Raw genomic sequence first — 17,536 nt, 5'->3', positions numbered from 1 at the left:
GAGGGCTGTCTTTTTTATTGCCGGGTCGATCAGTGCGAAACCGCACCGCTGGCGCCCAGGCCGGTCTGCGAACGGACGAACTGCGGGAAGAACAGTGCGCGTTCTTCGTCGGCCGCCTTGGACTTGTCGGTGATCGAGAAGAACCAGATACCGACGAAAGCAATCAGCATGGAGAACAGTGCCGGGTACTCGTACGGGTAGATCGGTTTCTCGTGGTGCAGGATCTGTACCCAGATGGTCGGGCCGAGGACCATCAGGGCCACGGCGCTGATCAGGCCCATCCAGCCGCCGATCATGGCGCCACGGGTGGTCAGCTTCTTCCAGTACATCGAGAGCAGCAGTACCGGGAAGTTGCAGCTCGCGGCGATGGAGAACGCCAGGCCCACCATGAACGCGATGTTCTGGCTTTCGAAGAGGATACCCAGGCCGATGGCCAGCACCGCCAGGGCGATGGTGGTGATCTTCGAAACGCGGATCTCATCCTTATCGTTGACTTTGCCCTTGCGCCATACGCTGGCGTACAGGTCGTGGGATACCGCCGAAGCGCCTGCCAGGGTCAGGCCGGCAACCACCGCCAGGATGGTGGCGAAGGCCACTGCCGAGATGAAGCCGAGGAAGATGCTGCCGCCCACGGCGTTGGCCAGGTGCACCGCCGCCATGTTGTTACCGCCCAGCAAGGCACCTGCAGCGTCCTTGAAGGCCGGGTTGGTGCTGACCAGCAGGATCGCGCCGAAGCCGATGATGAAGGTCAGGATGTAGAAGTAGCCGATGAAGCCAGTGGCGTAGAACACCGATTTGCGAGCTTCTTTGGCGTCGCTCACGGTGAAGAAGCGCATCAGGATGTGTGGCAGGCCAGCAGTACCGAACATCAGCGCCAGACCCAGCGAGAACGCCGAGATCGGATCTTTCACCAGACCGCCAGGGCTCATGATCGCTTCACCTTTAGGGTGAACGGCGATGGCCTGGGAGAACAGTTCGCTGAAGTTGAAGTTGACGTGCTTCATCACCATCAGCGCCATGAAGCTGGCACCGGAGAGCAGCAGCACTGCCTTGATGATCTGTACCCAGGTGGTCGCCAGCATGCCGCCGAACAGCACGTACAGGCACATCAGGATACCGACCAGGATGACCGCAACGTGGTAGTCCAGACCGAACAGCAGCTGGATCAGCTTGCCGGCACCGACCATTTGCGCGATCAGGTAGAACGCCACCACCACCAGCGAGCCGGAGGCCGACAGGGTGCGGATTTCTTTCTGGCCGAGGCGATAGGACGCCACGTCAGCAAAGGTGTATTTACCCAGGTTGCGCAGGCGTTCGGCGATCAGGAAGAGGATGATCGGCCAGCCGACCAGGAAGCCGATCGAGTAGATCAGGCCGTCGTAGCCGGAAGTGAACACCAGGGCGGAAATACCCAGGAAGGACGCCGCGGACATGTAGTCACCGGCAATCGCCAGACCGTTCTGGAAACCGGTGATCTTGCCGCCGGCCGCGTAGTAGTCGGACGCCGAGTTGTTCTTTTTCGAAGCCCAGTAGGTGATGCACAGGGTGGCGCCAACGAAGGCGACGAACATGAGGATCGCCGCAACGTTCAGCGGTTGTTTCTGTACCGCGCCGGTCAGGGCGTCGGCGGCCCAGACGGCGGGTGCGAACGCGCCGATGGCCAGGGTTGCCAGTAGACGCCGGATCATTGCTGAGCCTCCTTGAGGATTGCGTTGTTCAGCTCATCGAATTCACCGTTGGCGCGACGCACATAGATACCGGTGAGGATGAAGGCTGACAGGATCAGTCCCACGCCCAGGGGAATACCCCAGGTAATCGAAGAGTCAGGGCTGATCTTGGTTCCCAGCAGTTGGGGACCGTAGGCAATCAGAAGGATGAAAGCAGAATAGAGACCGAGCATGATTGCCGAGAGAATCCAGGCGAATCGTTCACGTTTTGAAACCAGCTCCTTGAACCGCGGGCTGTTTTGTATCGATAGGTAAATGCTGTCGTTCATTGTTTTTGTCCTCGCAGCACAGATTAGATAGAACGACTCCACTTTATGCTGCCTATGAACGCACTCCAGACGACCTTAGTCTTAGATGTAAAAGTCTTTTGCAAACTCGGTAAAGGTCCGTAAACAGAAGGGCCGCCCACCGGATAAACCGGGGGCGGCCCTGGAAGGCTCAGGATAGAGGCATCAAGCCATTATTTGCCGACCCACTCGGCAACGCGTTCGGGGTGTTTGGCGACCCAATCCTTCGCGGCGGCATCGGGCTTGGCGCCCTCTTGAATGGCCAACATGACCTCGCCGATTTCGTCTTTCGACTGCCAGGAGAACTTCTTCAGGAACTCCGCCACTTCCGGCGCCTTGGTCGCCAGTTCCTTGCTGCCGATGCTGTTGACGGTTTCCGCGGCGCCGTACACGCCCTTGGGGTCTTCGAGGAAGCGCAGTTTCCACTTGGCGAACATCCAGTGCGGTACCCAGCCGGTGACGGCGATGGACTGCTGCTTGGCATAGGCACGGCCCAGTTCAGCGGTCATCGCCGCGCCGGAACTGGCCTGCAGTTTGTAGCCGGTGAGGTCGTAGTCCTTGATCGCCTGTTCGCTCTTGATCATCACGCCGGAACCGGCGTCGATGCCGACGATTTTCTTCTTGAAGCTGTCATCGGTCTTGAGGTCGGCGACTGACTGCGCCTTGACGTATTCCGGCACGATCAGGCCGATCTTGGCGTCCTTGAAGTTGGGGCCGTAGTCGACGACGTTGTCCTTGTTCTTGGTCCAGTATTCCCCGTGAGTGACGGGCAGCCAGGCCGAGAGCATGGCGTCGAGTTTGCCGGTGGCGACGCCCTGCCACATGATCCCGGTCGCCACGGGCATGAGTTTCACGTCATAGCCCAGCTTCTGTTTGATGACCTCCGCGGCCACATGGGTGGTTGCCACACTGTCGGACCAGCCATCGACATAGCCGATGCTCACTTCCTTGGCCATCGCCGTCACGGCGCTCATTGCCAATACCAGGGCGGTGCCCGCCCCCAGGAGTCGTCGCATTTTCATCAAAGCTTCCCCTTGTCACGTCACGGATAGTCATGCGCCCGACGCCGGTCGGACCACGTCTTGTTCTGGTGCACGGCGCCCCCATCACGCCTCGTTGCCTGGACCGAGAGAGCATCAGCGGAGTACTGATGCGCCCATCATCAACCCCGGCTCGTGGTGGACCTGCTCTGTCAGCGACCTCGAAACATCGAGAAACGACACCAGTTTGCCAGCACCGCCCGCAATCCCGGGGCCCTGCGCAAAGCCCGCCCGAACTTTGCATGCCAAAGGCAAAACCGCCGGTGTTTACGGGTAGTATTGGCGGCTTTGTTGCCTCACCGGATCGTTCCATGTCCTCGACCGCCCGCTTTGCGCTCCCCCCTTATCTGTTCGCCTGCCTGCTCGGCCTGTTCGCCCTCGCGGGCCTCTGGTACGGGCTCGGCAAGCCGGTGGTGCTGCCGGATGCCGCCAGCGCCACGCACAAATTGCAGTGCGCCTCCTACACCCCGTTCGACAAGGACCAGTCGCCCTTCGACCAGCCCTTCACCCTGCGCCCGGAACGCATCGACGCCGACCTCGCGCTGCTGTCGAAACGCTTCGAATGCATCCGCACCTATTCCATGACCGGCCTTGAAGGCATCCCCGATATCGCCCGCAAGTACGGGCTGAAAGTGATGCTCGGAGCCTGGGTCAACGGCAACCCGGTGGATACCGACAAGGAAATCAAGGCACTGATCGCCTCGGCCAACGCCAACCAGGATGTGGTCCGCGCAGTGATCGTCGGCAACGAAACGCTGCTGCGCAAAGAGATCACCGGCGACCGCCTTGCCGAATTGATCGGCCGGGTGAAAAGCCAGGTCCAGGTGCCCGTGACCTACGCCGATGTCTGGGAGTTCTGGCTGCAGCACCCGCAAATCGCCCCGGCGGTGGACTTCCTCACGATTCACCTGCTGCCCTACTGGGAAGATGATCCACGCGGCATCGACGACGCGCTGGCCCATGTCGGCGAGATCCGCCAGGTGTTCGGCAACCAGTTCGCGCCCAAGGACATCCTGATCGGTGAAACCGGCTGGCCCAGCGAGGGCCGCCAGCGCGAAACCGCGGTGCCAAGCCGGGTCAACGAAGCGCGCTTTATCCGTGGTTTCGTCGCCATGGCGGAAAAGAACGGCTGGCACTACAACCTGATCGAAGCCTTCGACCAACCGTGGAAACGCGCCAGCGAAGGCGCGGTAGGCGGTTACTGGGGCCTGTACGACGCCGATCGCCACGACAAGGGCGTACTCGAAGGCCCGGTGAGCAACCTGGCGTTGTGGCCGCAGTGGCTGGCCGCCAGCGTCGCGCTGTTCCTCGCCACCCTGGTGCTGGCGGGCCCGGTCCGCAGCACCCGCAACGCCCTGGCCCTGCCGCTGCTGGCAGCGATAGGTGCCGCCAGCATCGGCCTGTGGGGCGAACTGGCGCGGACCAACAGCCGCTTCTTCGGCGAATGGTTGTGGGTGGTGCTGCTGGTGGGGCTCAACCTGATCGTGCTGGCCCATGGCACGCTCGCCCTGGCATCGCGCAGTGGCTGGCGTGAGCGAACCTTCGCCTGGCTGGAAGCCCGTGCGGGCTGGTGGGTACTGGCGGCGGGCTTTGCCGCGGCGGTGAGCATGCTGGCGCTGGTGTTCGATCCGCGCTATCGCAGTTTCCCGAGTGCCGCGTTCGTATTGCCGGCACTGGTTTACCTGCTGCGTCCAGTGAAGGTGGCGCGGGCTGAAGTAGCGCTGTTGACCTTGATCGTCGGTGCCGGGATCGGACCGCAGTTGTATCGCGAAGGATTGGAAAGCCTGCAGGCCTGGGGCTGGGCGGTGGTCAGTGTGTTGATGGTCGCTGCGTTGTGGCGCTGCCTGAAAACCCGATAGTCCTTTCGGTCCTCATCGCTGCGGTTCGGCAGCGATGAGGCCCTCAAATGCCCTGTCAAAGGGCGCGGCTCATCTGGCCCGACGAACCAAACGCAACCCCGCCAGCACCACCGCAAACACCGCGATACTCGCGGTGTACAACACCAGCGCCGGAATCCCCGCCACCAGCGCCAGCACCGCCAGCCAGCGCCCGGCCCGGTGCGCCACGACCGTCCCCAGCAGCGCCAGTCCCAACGCCAGCCACGCCAGAATCCGGAAGTGAATGGTCAGGCCCAGCGTCGAACGCACCGAGCATTCCCATACCTGCACCTGCGCCGAGCAGACCCCCACCCACTGCGGATCCTCCATGAACCCGTAGCGAACCCCATAACTGGCGGCCAGCCACAACGGCACGAACAGCAACAAGGCGATAAGTGGCAAACGCTGAGACATGGTGACTCCAAAATCAGAAAAATCGGCGCCCAGCATAATCCTCCAGGCGGTCTGCGCAAGGCGAAAGCGCCAGCCTCGACTACTTTTAACGCCAGGATAAATGGAACCAATTGTTGCAGAGTCCAAGCCCGTCACGGCAACATCCGGGACGACAAATACCGTGGCACCCGGCAACTTTGCCGGTAACACAGATGTCCTAGGCTGGACTACGCACCACGCTTTCGTGCCTTTTTCTGGGGATCCGTCATGTTTCGACCACTGCGCCTCGCTGCCCTGTTGGGCGGCCTTCTGTTGTGTGCGGCCGCGTCGGCGGCGGACATCGATGCCGCCACCTACGGCTATCCGCTGACCAACCCCTTCGAGGCGACTATCGCCACCACGCCGCCGGACATGCGCCCGGAACTGCCCACCGACGATGACATCACGCAGTCCGACTACGACCTGAACGTGCGCCCGGAACGCGCCTTCACCCTGCCGGACAATTTCTGGCCGGTGAAAAAACTGCGCTACCGCCTGGCCCGCCAGGACCACGAAGCACCGCTGATCTTCCTCATCGCCGGCACCGGCGCACGCTACAACGCCAGCATCAACGAATACCTCAAGCGCCTTTATTACAAGGCCGGCTACCACGTGGTGCAGTTGTCCTCGCCGACCAGCTTCGACTTCATCAGCGCCGCGTCGCGCTTCGCCACTCCCGGCGTCAGCACCGAAGACGCCGAAGACCTCTACCGGGTGATGCAGGGCGTGCGCGCCCAACACCCGCGGCTGCCAATCAAGGAGTTCTACCTCAGCGGCTACAGCCTCGGCGCGCTGGACGCGGCATTCGTCAGCCACCTGGACGAGACCCGGCGCAGCTTCAACTTCAAGCGCGTGCTGCTGCTCAACCCGCCGGTGAACCTCTACACCTCCATCAGCAACCTCGACCGCCTGGTGCAGACCGAGGTCAAGGGCGTGACCAGCCACACCACCTTCTATGAACTGGTGCTCAACAAGCTGACCCGCTACTTCCAGCAGAAAGGCTACATCGACCTCAACGACGCCCTGCTCTACGACTTCCAGCAATCGCGCCAGCACCTGAGCAACGAGCAGATGGCCATGCTGATCGGCACGTCGTTCCGCTTCTCTGCGGCCGATATCGCCTTCACCTCGGACCTGATCAACCGCCGCGGCCTGATCATCCCACCGAAATTCCCGATCACCGAAGGCAGCAGCCTGACCCCGTTCTTCAAGCGTGCGCTGCAATGCGATTTCGACTGCTACCTGACCGAGCAGGTGATCCCCATGTGGCGCGCCCGCACCGACGGCGGCAGCCTGTTGCAATTGATCGACCAGGTGAGCCTCTACGCCCTGCAGGACTACCTGAGCAAGACGCCGAAGATCGCCGTGATGCACAACGCCGACGACCTGATCCTCGGCCCCGGCGATATCGGTTTCCTGCGCAAGACCTTCGGCGACCGACTCACCCTGTACCCCCATGGCGGCCATTGCGGCAACCTCAACTACCGCGTCAACAGCGACGCCATGCTGGAGTTCTTCCGTGGTTAAACGCCTGCTGATCACCGCCCTGCTGCTGTCCGCCGGCCCGGCGTTCGCCGACGAACCCGCGCCCGCGGCCAGCGTCATCGACACCGACGGCTTCACCGAGCCGCTCAAGGAGCTGAAATTCAACCCCGGCCTGGACCAGCGCGAATTCGAACGTTCGACGCTCAACGCCCTCGCCGTCTACGACCCGCTGGAGTCCTGGAACCGCCGGGTCTATCACTTCAACTACCGCTTCGACGAGTGGGTGTTCCTGCCGGTGGTCAATGGCTACCGCTACGTCACCCCGCAGTTCGTGCGCAGCGGCGTGAGCAACTTCTTCAGCAACATCGGCGACGTGCCGAACCTGCTCAACAGCCTGTTGCAGTTCAAGGGCAAGCGCTCGCTGGACATCACCGCACGGCTGCTGGTCAACACCACCATCGGTGTTTTCGGCCTGTGGGACCCGGCAACCATGATGGGCGTGCCGAAACAGAACGAGGACTTCGGCCAGACCCTGGGCTTCTATGGCGTGCCGGACGGCCCGTACCTGATGCTGCCGATCCTCGGCCCGTCGAACCTGCGCGACACCGGCGGGCTGGTGGTGGACTACAGCGCCGAGAACCAGATCAACTTCCTCAACGTCGCCGAAGTCAGCAGCAACCACCCCGAACTGTGGGTGCTGCGCGCCATCGACCGGCGCTACACCACCGCGTTCCGCTATGGCCAGATGAATTCGCCGTTCGAGTACGAGAAGGTGCGCTACGTCTACACCGAGGCGCGGCACCTGCAGATCGCCGAGTGAGGGTTCAGGCGCGGACGGTTGGCAAGCCAAGGAAGGCGCATAGCTGATCGCGCTTGGCCAGGGCATCACGCCGGCCGAGTTCGATCAGTTCGCTGCAATAGCCAGCTTCGAACAGCAAATAGCTGAGCACCCCGGCCCCGCTGGTCTTGGTCGCGCCCGGGCCGCGCAAGAACAGGCGCAGGGCCGCCGGCAGTTCGCGACGATGGCGCGCGGCGATCTCGTCCAGTGGCTGACTCGGCGCCACCACCAGCACCTCCACCGGCTCCAATCCGAGTCGGCGCGGATAAGCCTGCTCCGGCACCAAGTGACTCAGGTGATTGAGGCGCTGCAACAATTCCAGATCGTCTTCCAGGCTGTCGATAAAGGTGCTGTTGAGCAGATGCCCGCCGATCTGCGCCAGGCTGGGCGGCTGGCCGCTGTAAATACGCTGGACCGGCTCGCTGACCGAGGGCCCGCGCGGGTTACCGCTGACCCCGACCACCAGGATGCGACTCGCCCCCAGGTGCAGCGCCGGGCTGATCGGTGCCGACTGGCGCACCGCGCCGTCGCCGTAATACTCGTGACCCAGCTTGACCGGCGCGAACAGCAGCGGGATCGCCGAACTGGCCAGCAGGTGCTCGACGCTCAAGCGGGTCGGCACGCCGATACGCCGATGGCGCAACCAGGGATCGATCGCGCCGCGGCCCTGATAAAAGGTCACCGCCTGCCCCGACTCATAGCCAAACGCGGTCACCGCCACCGCGCGCAGACAGTGCTGCTCGATGGCGTGACCGATGCCTCGCAGGTCGAGGTGTTCGTTGAGCAGGCCGCGCAACGGCGAGCTGTCGAGCAGCGCCACCGGCACTTGCCGGCCGAGGCCGAGCAGGCTGTGGCCGACGAAACGGCTGGCCTGGCGCATCACGCCGGGCCAATCGCTGCGCAGCACCTGATGGCTGCGAAAGCCCTGCCAGAAGCTGGTCAGACGCCGGATCGCCTCGGCGAAATGCAGGGCGCCGCTGGCCAGCGTCACCGCATTGATGGCGCCCGCGGAGGTGCCGACGATTACCGGGAAGGGATTGGATGCGCCCTGCGGCAGCAGATCGGCGATCCCTGCCAGAACCCCGACCTGATAGGCGGCACGGGCGCCACCACCGGAAAGGATCAGGCCGGTGACCGGTTCTGCTGCTGCCATGCTCGTGCTCCCTGAGATAAATGTGCGCCGCGCTTAACGCCGATACAGCTTCGGCTCTCCTGGCGGGCGCGACTTGAAGCGCCGATGCGCCCACAGGTACTGCTCCGGGCAGGCCCGCAGCGCCTGCTCGATCCACTGGTTGATGCGCAGGCAGTCGGCTTCTTCGGTTTCTCCGGGGAAGTCCGCAAGCGGCGGGTGAATCACCAGCCGGTAACCACTGCCGTCGGCCAGCCGCTCCTGAGTGAACGGAATCACTCGGGCCCGGCCCAGGCGGGCGAACTTGGTGGTGGCGGTCACGGTTGCCGCCTGGATGCCGAACAGCGGCACGAACAGGCTCTGCTTGGCGCCGTAATCCTGGTCCGGCGCGTACCAGATCGCCCGGCCGGCACGCAGCAGCTTGAGCATGCCGCGCACATCCTCACGCTCCACCGCCAGCGAATCGAGGTTATGACGCTCGCGGCCGCGGCGCTGGATCAGGTCGAACAGCGGGTTCTTGTGCTCGCGGTACATGCCGTCGATGGTGTGGACCTGGCCCAGCAGCGCCGCGCCAATCTCCAGGGTGGTGAAATGCAGGGCCATGAGGATGGCGCCCTGGCCATCACGCTGCGCGGCCTGCAAATGCTCCAGCCCCTCGATATGCGCCAGGCGCGCCAGCCGGGCCTTTGGCCACCACCAGCTCATGGCCATTTCGAAGAAGGCGATGCCGGTGGACGCGAAGTTTTCCTTTAACAGGCGCTTGCGTTCGACGGACGGCAGTTCCGGGAAACACAGTTCCAGGTTGCGCGCCGCAATCGCCCGACGAGCACCGGCCACGCGGTACATCAACGCACCGAGGACACGACCGATGCCCAGCAAAACCGGGTACGGAAGCTGGACGATCAGCCAGAGCAGCCCGAGCCCCAGCCACAGCGGCCAGAAACGCGGGTGCAGGAAATAAGGACGAAAACGCGGGCGATCCATTCAAGATTCCGGAAAGAAAAAGGCCGGGCATTCTACAACGGTTCGGCGCGGGTTGCGGCTAACCGGCGTTCTCGTTATAAGTCTGGGCACTTTTTTCGCAACAAGGCGCCTCGACGCAGACATGAGCCAGACCCCGACGCCCGACCAAGCCCCCGTGTTCCAGCTCAAGGGCAGCATGCTCGCCATCACGGTGCTGGAGCTTGCCCGGAACAACCTCGAAGGACTCGACCGGCAACTGGCGGCCAAGGTGGCCCAGGCGCCGAACTTCTTCAGCAACACCCCGCTGGTGCTGGCGCTGGACAAGCTGCCGCCCGGCGAAGGCGCGGTGGACCTGCCGGGGCTGATGCGGGTCTGCCGCCAGCACGGGCTGCGCACGCTGGCGATCCGCGCCAGCCGCATCGAGGACATCGCCGCCGCCATCGCCATCGACCTGCCGGTGCTGCCACCGTCCGGCGCCCGCGAGCGGCCGGTGGAGCCGGAAGTCGAGGTGGTGAAGAAGCCCGAACCGGCCCCGGCGCCGCCTCCACCGCCCGAACCGACCGTCCGCCCGACCAAGATCATCACCTCGCCTGTACGCGGCGGCCAACAGATCTATGCTCAAGGTGGCGATCTGGTAGTGATATCGGCGGTCAGCCCCGGCGCGGAACTTCTCGCCGATGGCAACATCCATGTGTACGGGCCAATGCGGGGGCGTGCACTGGCAGGTATCAAGGGCAATACCAAGGCGCGGATTTTCTGCCAGCAGATGACCGCCGAACTGGTCTCCATCGCCGGGCAATACAAGGTCTCCGAAGACCTGCGCCGTGACCCTCTGTGGGGTGCCGGCGTGCAGGTCAGCCTGTCCGGTGACGTGTTGAACATCACCCGCCTTTAACGGATACTGCCGCCATTTTCCGCGCAACTTAGTCAGATGTTGCCGTTTTTGTATTTTGGGACCGATCGTCCTTTTTCATCATTTTTAGGGGTGATACACCTTGGCCAAGATTCTCGTGGTTACTTCCGGCAAGGGTGGTGTGGGCAAAACCACCACCAGTGCCGCCATCGGTACCGGTCTCGCGCTGCGCGGCCACAAGACAGTGATCGTCGACTTCGACGTCGGCCTGCGTAACCTCGACCTGATCATGGGCTGCGAACGCCGCGTGGTGTACGACTTCGTCAACGTGGTCAACGGCGAAGCCAACCTGCAGCAAGCCCTGATCAAGGACAAGCGCCTGGAAAACCTGTACGTGCTGGCCGCCAGCCAGACCCGTGACAAGGACGCGCTGACCGTCGAAGGCGTCGAAAAGGTCCTGATGGAACTGAAGGAAAACTTCGAATACGTGGTCTGCGACTCCCCGGCCGGTATCGAGAAGGGCGCGCACCTGGCGATGTACTTCGCTGACGAAGCCATCGTCGTGACCAACCCTGAAGTGTCCTCGGTACGTGACTCGGACCGCATGCTGGGCCTCTTGGCCAGCAAATCGCGCCGCGCCGAGCGCAACGAAGACCCGATCAAGGAACACCTGCTGATCACCCGTTACCACCCCGAGCGCGTCAGCAAGGGCGAGATGCTTGGCGTCGAAGACGTCAAGGAGATCCTCTCGGTCGCCCTGCTCGGTGTCATTCCCGAATCCCAGGCCGTGCTCAAGGCCTCCAACCAAGGCGTCCCGGTCATCCTCGACGACCAGAGCGATGCCGGCCAGGCGTACAGCGACACTGTCGACCGCCTGTTGGGCAAAACCGTGGAACACCGGTTCCTCGATGTACAGAAGAAGGGATTCTTCGAGCGCCTGTTTGGAGGCAACTGAACCATGAACCTTTTTGACTTCTTTCGTGCCAACAAAAAGCAGAGCTCCGCGTCGGTTGCGAAAGAGCGTCTACAGATCATCGTGGCGCACGAGCGCGGTCAGCGCAGTACCCCGGACTACCTGCCAGCCCTGCAAAAGGAACTGGTCGAAGTGATCCGCAAGTACGTCAACATCGGCAACGATGATGTGCAGGTCGCTCTGGAGAACCAGGGCAGCTGCTCGATCCTGGAACTGAACATCACCCTGCCCGAGCGCTGATAGCGTCTGCGGGTAACCTGCCACGGCGACGGCCGGGCCCGGGCTGCGCAAGCCCGGGTTCGACCGTCGCCGTTGGCGTTTGCAGAGAACACGCAATGCCGCTGTCCAACGTTCACATCCTGCACGAGGATGACGCCATCCTGGTGATCAACAAACCGACCCTGTTGCTCTCGGTGCCCGGCCGGGCCGACGACAACAAGGACTGCCTGATCACCCGCCTGCAGGAAAACGGCTATCCCGACGCCCTGATCGTCCACCGCCTGGACTGGGAAACCTCGGGGATCATCCTCCTCGCCCGCGACGCCGACAGCCACCGCGAGCTGTCGCGGCAGTTCCACGACCGCGAAACCGAGAAGGCCTACACCGCACTGTGCTGGGGCCAGCCGGAGCGTGACAGCGGCAGCATCGACCTGCCGTTGCGCTACGACCCGCCGACCAAGCCGCGCCACGTGGTCGATCACGAGCAAGGCAAACATGCCTTGACCTTCTGGCGCATCGTCGAACGCTGCGGCGACCACTGCCGGGTCGAGCTGACGCCGATTACCGGGCGTTCGCATCAACTGCGCGTGCACATGCTGTCGATCGGGCATCCGCTTCTGGGTGACCGCCTGTACGCCAACCCCGAAGCCCTGGCCGCCCACGAACGGCTGTGCCTGCACGCCAGCATGCTGAGCTTCACCCACCCGGTGACGGGTAAGCGCCTGAAGTTCGAGTGTCCGGCGCCGTTCTGACAATTCAGGCCTACTTTGAAGGCCATCGCGAGCAAGCTCGCTCCTACAGGCCATGCCGTGATCCTTCGTAGGAGCGAGCTTGCTCGCGAAGCCCCGCCCCGCCTGCCACGCACCCCCTTCGCCCCCACAAAAACCCGCGTCAGCCCTCGACCATCTGCGTTAAACTCGCGCCCACTGCTGTCTGGAGTGACTTATGCGCGACGCCCTGAACCAAGGCCTGATTGATTTCCTCAAAGCCTCCCCCACGCCCTTCCACGCCACCGCCAGCCTGGCCCAGCGCCTCGACGCCGCCGGCTACCAGCGCCTGGACGAGCGCGACAGTTGGGCCACGGTGCCCGGCGGTCGCTACTACCTGACCCGCAACGACTCTTCGATCATCGCCTTCAAGCTCGGCCGCCATTCGCCGCTGCTCGACGGCATCCGCCTGGTCGGCGCCCACACCGACAGCCCGTGCCTGCGGGTCAAGCCACAGCCGGAACTGCAACGCCACGGTTTCTGGCAACTGGGCGTGGAAGTCTACGGCGGCGCGCTGCTCGCGCCCTGGTTCGACCGCGACCTGTCGCTGGCCGGCCGCGTCACCTTCCGCCGCGACGGCAAGGTGGAAAGCCAACTGGTGGACTTCAAGCTGCCGATCGCCGTGATCCCCAACCTGGCGATCCACCTCAACCGCACCGCCAACGAAGGCTGGGCGATCAATCCGCAACTGGAACTGCCGCCGATCCTGGCGCAGGTCGCCGGTGACGAACGCGTCGACTTCCGCGCCCTGCTCACCGAGCAACTGGCCCGCGAACACGGTCTCAACGCCGACGTGGTGCTGGATTACGAACTGAGCTTCTACGACACCCAGGACGCCGCATTGATCGGCCTGCACGGCGAGTTCATCGCCGGCGCGCGGCTGGACAACCTGCTCTCCTGCTACGCCGGCCTGCAAGCGCTGCTCAATGCCGACAGCGACGAAACCTGCGTGCTGGTCTGCACCGACCACGAAGAAGTCGGTTCGTGCTCGGCCTGCGGTGCCGACGGCCCGATGCTGGAGCAGACCCTGCGCCGCCTGCTGCCGGATGGCGACGAGTTCGTGCGCAGCATCCAGCGCTCGCTGCTGGTCTCGGCCGACAACGCCCACGGCGTGCACCCCAACTACGCCGACAAGCACGACGGCAACCACGGCCCGAAACTCAACGCCGGCCCGGTGATCAAGGTCAACAACAACCAGCGCTACGCCACCAACAGCGAAACCGCCGGTTTCTTCCGCCACCTGTGCATGGCCGAGGAAGTCCCGGTGCAGAGCTTCGTGGTCCGTAGCGATATGGGCTGCGGCTCGACCATCGGCCCGATCATCGCCAGCAACCTGGGCGTGCGCACCGTCGATATCGGCCTGCCGACCTTCGCCATGCACTCGATCCGCGAGCTGTGCGGCAGCCAGGACCTGGCGCATCTGGTCAAGGTGCTGACCGCCTTCTACCGCAGCCGCGAGCTGCCCTGAAGTCGACGCGGGGCACTCTGCCCCGCCGTTTTCCAAACCGCGCGGGCGCCCCGTTTGCGCGGACTGTGACACCGGTCAAACCGCTCCCGCCGCTTTGCGCCTATGCTGATGCCTGACATTTCCCAGGAAAAAGAAGGATCTTGCGCATGTCCGCGTTTCAATCGATGTTCCTCCCGGTGCTCGCCGGCCTGATCCTGCTGACCATCGGCTTCAGCAAGCGTGAAAGCAATTACGGGGTACTGATGATGTGGCTGGGCATGCTGTCGATACTCGGCATCATGGTCTGGAAGATCCTCGAGAAACTCGCCTGACAAATGCTCTACACTGCGCCGATCACGTGTTTGAGGTTGATCGTCCGGTGCCTGCCTTCCTGCGTTGTCTCGCCCTTTTCCTGTTGTTGTTCGGTGCCCTTGGACCGGTGCATGCGGCCGGCCTGCCCAGCCTGCTCGGCGGTGGCGGCACAGCGCAGCCGCAAGCCAGCGAACCGCTGGGCAAGTCCCTCGATGAAGTCATCACCACCCTGGAAAACGACCAGCAACGCACTCGCCTGCTCAACGACCTGAAGAAGCTTCGTGACAGCACCCGCAAAGCCCAGCCCGAGCCGGAACAGGGTGTGCTGGGATTGATCGGCAGCACCTTCGCCGAGCTGGAAAAGCAGTTCAGCGGCGAGGCCAGCCCGTTCAAGCGCTGGGCCGCGGAAATGGAGCTGGCGCAGATCGAACTGGTCGCATTGAAAGTCCCGGTGCAGCAATGGCCCGCGATGTTCTTCGGTTTCATCGCCATCATCGCCTTGTGGAGCCTGCTGGCCTACGCGCTGAACTGGGTCAGCCACCAGGTGCGCCTGCGCTTCGGCCTGACCGAAGAACTGCCACAACACCCGCGCACCTGGGACCTGGTGCGCTTCGCCCTGCGCAAGCTCGGACCCTGGCTGGTCGCGCTGGTGATCACCGTCTACCTGAGCTTCGCCCTGCCCTCGTCGCTGGGCAAATCACTGGCCATGGTGCTGGCCTATGCACTGGTGGTGGGCACTTGCTTCTCGGCCATCTGTGTAATCGCCTTCTCCCTGCTGGACGGCCCTCATCGCCACCGCGCCCTGCATATCCTGCGGCACCAGGCTTTCCGCCCACTGTGGCTGATCGGTAGCTTCGCCGCCTTTGGCGAGGCAATGAACGATCCGCGCCTTTCCCTCGCCCTCGGCGGTCACCTGGCCCATGCCCTGGCAACCCTGGCCAATGTGCTCGCGGCCTTGTCGACGGCGCTGTTCATCCTGCGCTTCCGGCGTCCCATCGCGCACCTGATCCGCAACCAGCCGCTGGCCCAGCGCATCAAGCGCAAGGCACTGAGTGACACCATCGAGATCCTCGGCACGTTCTGGTTCCTGCCGGCGCTGGTGCTGGTGGGGATTTCCCTGTTCGCCACCTTCGTTTCCGCCGGCGACACCAGCACGGCGTTGCGCCAGTCGCTGATGTGCACCGTGCTGGTCATCCTGTGCATGGTGATCAATGGCCTGGTTCGCCGCCACGCCCTCAAGCCGCGCCGCGCCAACCGGCGCCAGGCGGTGTATACCGAGCGCCTGCGCAGCTTCGGCTACACCCTGTTGCACATGACCATCTGGCTGCTGTTCATCGAACTCGGCCTGCGGGTCTGGGGCTTTTCGCTGATCGCTTTCGCCGAAGGCGACGGCCATGAAGTCGCCATGCGCCTGGTCGGACTCGCTGGCACCCTGGTTGCCGCGTGGCTGGTCTGGATCCTCGCCGACACCGCCGTGCACCACGCGCTCACCCGCTCGCGCAAGGGCCTGGCCAATGCTCGCGCGCAAACCATGATGCCGCTGATCCGCAACGTGTTGTTCGTGGCGATTTTCATCATCGCGCTGATCGTCGCCCTGGCGAACATGGGCATGAACGTCACCCCGCTGCTCGCCGGTGCCGGTGTCATCGGCCTGGCGATCGGCTTCGGCGCACAGTCGCTGGTGGCCGACCTGATCACCGGGCTGTTCATCATCATCGAAGACTCCCTGGCCATCGACGACTACGTCGATGTCGGCGGCCACCTCGGCACCGTCGAAGGCCTGACCATCCGCACCGTGCGCCTGCGCGACATCGACGGCATCGTCCACACCATCCCGTTCAGCGAGATCAAGAGCATCAAGAACTACTCGCGTGAGTTCGGCTACGCGATCTTCCGCATCGCCATCCCCCACAGCATGAACATCGACCAGGCCATTACCCTGATCCGCGATGTCGGGCAGAAGATGCGCAACGACCCGCTGCAACGCCGCAACATCTGGTCGCCGCTGGAGCTGCAGGGCGTGGAAAGCTTCGAGTCCGGCTCGGCGATTCTGCGGGCACGGTTCAAGACCGCGCCGATCAAGCAGTGGGAAGTCTCGCGGGCCTTCAACCTGGCGCTCAAGCGCCGCCTCGACGAAGCCGGGCTGGACCTCGCAACCCCGCGCCTGTCGGTGCAGGTCCTCACCACACCCGGCAGCACGCCGGCCACCGGCACTGAAAACGCTTAGCCGGCGTCGGCACGAATGCGGATCGCGTCGTGCCGCCAGTACTCCAGGTCACAGTCGATCAGTCGTCCCGCCTGGTCGCTGTTGACCCGGGTGATGTGCAGGCCGGCACTTCCCGGCGTCACCTTCAGCGCCGAAGCCGCCGCCGCTGGCAAGGCTGTTGGCAATATCTCGAAACGCACCCGCCCGTAATGGATGTCGTAGTGCTGGGCATAGATTTCGGTCAGTGACTGACCGAGGTCGTGCTCAAGGATGCCCGGAAAGTAATCCGGGTTCAGGTAGTGCTCGGCATACAGCACCGCCCGCCCATCGATGCGCCGCAAACGGCAGATCTGGATAACGCTCGACAACGGCGGACGCTGTAGCCGCGCGCAGATTGCCGCCGCGGCCGGCAGCAAGCGCGCCGACAGCAGCTCGGTGGCCGGGGTGCGACCCTGGTCGCGGACCATGGCGTGGAAGTGGCTGCGCTCGATCAAGTCGTAGGTCAGCCGCTGCGGCGCGACAAACCAGCCACGCCGCTCTTCGCGGTAAATCAGGCCCTGCGCCTCCAATTGCACCAGCGCCTCACGCAGGGTGATGCGGGTAGTGTCGAACACTTCACTGAGCTTGCGTTCGGCCGGCAGCTTGCAGCCCGAGGCGAGCAAGCCGTGTTCGATCTGCTCCTGCAGGGCATGGCAGATCGCTGTTACTGCGCGTGGCGGCAGTGCGTGCATCAACGGGTTCCTTTCTGGACTAGTCCAGCCTGTGCACAGCCCCATGACGGAGCAGCGACGCAATGCCGGACAACCTCTCAAGCCTAGGCAAAACAAATGAACAGTAGATGACAAGGCCGCCTGATGCTGGCCTGCGAACCCCGCAGAAAGCCTTGTCGGGCGCGGTTTTTCATCTGGTCTACGCTGTAACCCCAAGGTCAGTTGGCGGGCCTCGGGCTAGCGCCTCGACATCAAACTGTCATGCGAACTC

At 63.6% G+C, this 17,536-nt stretch carries 17 protein-coding genes; 10 read left to right on the top strand and 7 right to left on the bottom strand.

Annotated features, from left to right (window positions below; all coding sequences use genetic code 11):
• Window positions 1-29: 29 nt before the first annotated feature.
• From CKW37_RS09630 to CKW37_RS09620, 3 genes are all read right to left on the bottom strand, one after another.
• Complete coding sequence (locus CKW37_RS09630; RefSeq protein WP_095155469.1) at window positions 30-1,688, bottom strand: cation acetate symporter; 1,659 nt, start codon at window positions 1,686-1,688, stop codon at window positions 30-32.
• Window positions 1,685-1,996: a DUF485 domain-containing protein gene (locus CKW37_RS09625; protein WP_095155468.1), complete on the bottom strand. Its 312-nt coding sequence runs from the start codon at window positions 1,994-1,996 to the stop codon at window positions 1,685-1,687. Before CKW37_RS09625 ends, CKW37_RS09630 begins: the two co-directional genes overlap by 4 nt.
• A 191-nt stretch (window positions 1,997-2,187) precedes the next feature.
• A complete protein-coding gene (locus CKW37_RS09620; protein ID WP_095155467.1) occupies window positions 2,188-3,036 on the bottom strand; it encodes a glycine betaine ABC transporter substrate-binding protein in 849 nt (282 codons plus the stop codon).
• A 329-nt stretch (window positions 3,037-3,365) separates the two neighbouring features.
• Here CKW37_RS09620 and CKW37_RS09615 point away from each other — a divergent pair, with 329 nt between their 5' ends.
• Window positions 3,366-4,913 carry a beta (1-6) glucans synthase gene (locus CKW37_RS09615; protein WP_095155466.1) on the top strand — a complete coding sequence of 516 codons (1,548 nt, stop codon included), beginning with the start codon at window positions 3,366-3,368 and terminating at the stop codon, window positions 4,911-4,913.
• Between the two features lie 69 nt (window positions 4,914-4,982).
• On the opposite strand, the gene CKW37_RS09610 is transcribed toward CKW37_RS09615, so the two are convergent.
• A complete protein-coding gene (locus CKW37_RS09610; RefSeq protein WP_095155720.1) occupies window positions 4,983-5,345 on the bottom strand; it encodes a hypothetical protein in 363 nt (120 codons plus the stop codon).
• Between the two features lie 246 nt (window positions 5,346-5,591).
• Here CKW37_RS09610 and CKW37_RS09605 point away from each other — a divergent pair, with 246 nt between their 5' ends.
• On the top strand, window positions 5,592-6,890 hold the full coding sequence (locus tag CKW37_RS09605; RefSeq protein ID WP_095155465.1) for a serine/threonine protein kinase: 1,299 nt from the start codon (window positions 5,592-5,594) through the stop codon (window positions 6,888-6,890).
• Window positions 6,883-7,668, top strand: coding sequence for a VacJ family lipoprotein (locus tag CKW37_RS09600; protein ID WP_095155464.1), 786 nt, complete (start codon window positions 6,883-6,885; stop codon window positions 7,666-7,668). The genes CKW37_RS09605 and CKW37_RS09600 overlap by 8 nt, the downstream gene beginning before the upstream one ends.
• 4 nt (window positions 7,669-7,672) lie before the next feature.
• Here CKW37_RS09600 and CKW37_RS09595 read toward each other — a convergent pair whose 3' ends face one another.
• Both CKW37_RS09595 and CKW37_RS09590 read right to left on the bottom strand, forming a co-directional pair.
• Window positions 7,673-8,839, bottom strand: coding sequence for a patatin-like phospholipase family protein (locus CKW37_RS09595; RefSeq protein ID WP_095155463.1), 1,167 nt, complete (start codon window positions 8,837-8,839; stop codon window positions 7,673-7,675).
• Between the two features lie 33 nt (window positions 8,840-8,872).
• A complete protein-coding gene (locus CKW37_RS09590; RefSeq protein WP_095155462.1) occupies window positions 8,873-9,799 on the bottom strand; it encodes a lipid A biosynthesis lauroyl acyltransferase in 927 nt (308 codons plus the stop codon).
• Window positions 9,800-9,920: 121 nt separating this feature from the next.
• Between CKW37_RS09590 and minC the strand changes: the two genes are divergently transcribed.
• The 7 genes from minC (at window position 9,921) to CKW37_RS09560 (ending at window position 16,576) form a co-directional block, all read left to right on the top strand.
• A complete protein-coding gene (gene minC, locus CKW37_RS09585; RefSeq protein WP_095155461.1) occupies window positions 9,921-10,673 on the top strand; it encodes a septum site-determining protein MinC in 753 nt (250 codons plus the stop codon).
• 100 nt (window positions 10,674-10,773) lie between these two features.
• Complete coding sequence (gene minD / locus CKW37_RS09580; protein WP_095155460.1) at window positions 10,774-11,586, top strand: septum site-determining protein MinD; 813 nt, start codon at window positions 10,774-10,776, stop codon at window positions 11,584-11,586.
• A gap of 3 nt (window positions 11,587-11,589) precedes the next feature.
• Window positions 11,590-11,844 (top strand): cell division topological specificity factor MinE, encoded by a 255-nt coding sequence (gene minE, locus CKW37_RS09575; protein WP_095155459.1) that lies wholly within the window; start codon window positions 11,590-11,592, stop codon window positions 11,842-11,844.
• Window positions 11,845-11,939: 95 nt separating this feature from the next.
• Entirely contained in the window at window positions 11,940-12,575 is a 636-nt protein-coding gene (locus tag CKW37_RS09570; RefSeq protein WP_095155458.1) for an RluA family pseudouridine synthase, read from the top strand.
• 193 nt (window positions 12,576-12,768) lie between these two features.
• Window positions 12,769-14,058 carry a M18 family aminopeptidase gene (locus CKW37_RS09565; RefSeq protein WP_095155457.1) on the top strand — a complete coding sequence of 430 codons (1,290 nt, stop codon included), beginning with the start codon at window positions 12,769-12,771 and terminating at the stop codon, window positions 14,056-14,058.
• A gap of 146 nt (window positions 14,059-14,204) precedes the next feature.
• Window positions 14,205-14,369: a hypothetical protein gene (locus CKW37_RS32955; RefSeq protein WP_177454411.1), complete on the top strand. Its 165-nt coding sequence runs from the start codon at window positions 14,205-14,207 to the stop codon at window positions 14,367-14,369.
• A 47-nt stretch (window positions 14,370-14,416) separates the two neighbouring features.
• Entirely contained in the window at window positions 14,417-16,576 is a 2,160-nt protein-coding gene (locus CKW37_RS09560) for a mechanosensitive ion channel family protein (protein WP_095155719.1), read from the top strand.
• Here CKW37_RS09560 and CKW37_RS09555 read toward each other — a convergent pair.
• Window positions 16,573-17,286, bottom strand: a complete 714-nt coding sequence (locus tag CKW37_RS09555) for a UTRA domain-containing protein (RefSeq protein WP_095155456.1) — start codon at window positions 17,284-17,286, stop codon at window positions 16,573-16,575. The two genes, CKW37_RS09560 and CKW37_RS09555, sit on opposite strands and share 4 nt — an antisense overlap.
• Window positions 17,287-17,536: the final 250 nt, after the last annotated feature.

Origin of the sequence: Pseudomonas sp. Irchel 3E13 (assembly GCF_900187455.1) — a bacterium.
Taxonomy (GTDB): domain Bacteria; phylum Pseudomonadota; class Gammaproteobacteria; order Pseudomonadales; family Pseudomonadaceae; genus Aquipseudomonas.
Note: the sequence above shows the minus strand (reverse complement) of the source record. Positions and strands in the feature narration are given on the sequence as shown.

Bases quoted from the DNA above. Each gene is read 5' to 3' on its own strand.
- CKW37_RS09595 (WP_095155463.1), bottom strand. From the start codon at position 8,839: ATGGCAGCAGCAGAACCGGTCACCGGCCTGATCCTTTCCGGTGGTGGC.
- CKW37_RS09625 (WP_095155468.1), bottom strand. From the start codon at position 1,996: ATGAACGACAGCATTTACCTATCGATACAAAACAGCCCGCGGTTCAAG.
- CKW37_RS09570 (WP_095155458.1), top strand. From the start codon at position 11,940: ATGCCGCTGTCCAACGTTCACATCCTGCACGAGGATGACGCCATCCTG.
- minC (WP_095155461.1), top strand. From the start codon at position 9,921: ATGAGCCAGACCCCGACGCCCGACCAAGCCCCCGTGTTCCAGCTCAAG.
- CKW37_RS09630 (WP_095155469.1), bottom strand. From the start codon at position 1,688: ATGATCCGGCGTCTACTGGCAACCCTGGCCATCGGCGCGTTCGCACCC.
- CKW37_RS09610 (WP_095155720.1), bottom strand. From the start codon at position 5,345: ATGTCTCAGCGTTTGCCACTTATCGCCTTGTTGCTGTTCGTGCCGTTG.
- CKW37_RS32955 (WP_177454411.1), top strand. From the start codon at position 14,205: ATGTCCGCGTTTCAATCGATGTTCCTCCCGGTGCTCGCCGGCCTGATC.
- CKW37_RS09555 (WP_095155456.1), bottom strand. From the start codon at position 17,286: ATGCACGCACTGCCGCCACGCGCAGTAACAGCGATCTGCCATGCCCTG.
- CKW37_RS09565 (WP_095155457.1), top strand. From the start codon at position 12,769: ATGCGCGACGCCCTGAACCAAGGCCTGATTGATTTCCTCAAAGCCTCC.
- CKW37_RS09615 (WP_095155466.1), top strand. From the start codon at position 3,366: ATGTCCTCGACCGCCCGCTTTGCGCTCCCCCCTTATCTGTTCGCCTGC.
- CKW37_RS09605 (WP_095155465.1), top strand. From the start codon at position 5,592: ATGTTTCGACCACTGCGCCTCGCTGCCCTGTTGGGCGGCCTTCTGTTG.
- minE (WP_095155459.1), top strand. From the start codon at position 11,590: ATGAACCTTTTTGACTTCTTTCGTGCCAACAAAAAGCAGAGCTCCGCG.
- CKW37_RS09590 (WP_095155462.1), bottom strand. From the start codon at position 9,799: ATGGATCGCCCGCGTTTTCGTCCTTATTTCCTGCACCCGCGTTTCTGG.
- CKW37_RS09620 (WP_095155467.1), bottom strand. From the start codon at position 3,036: ATGAAAATGCGACGACTCCTGGGGGCGGGCACCGCCCTGGTATTGGCA.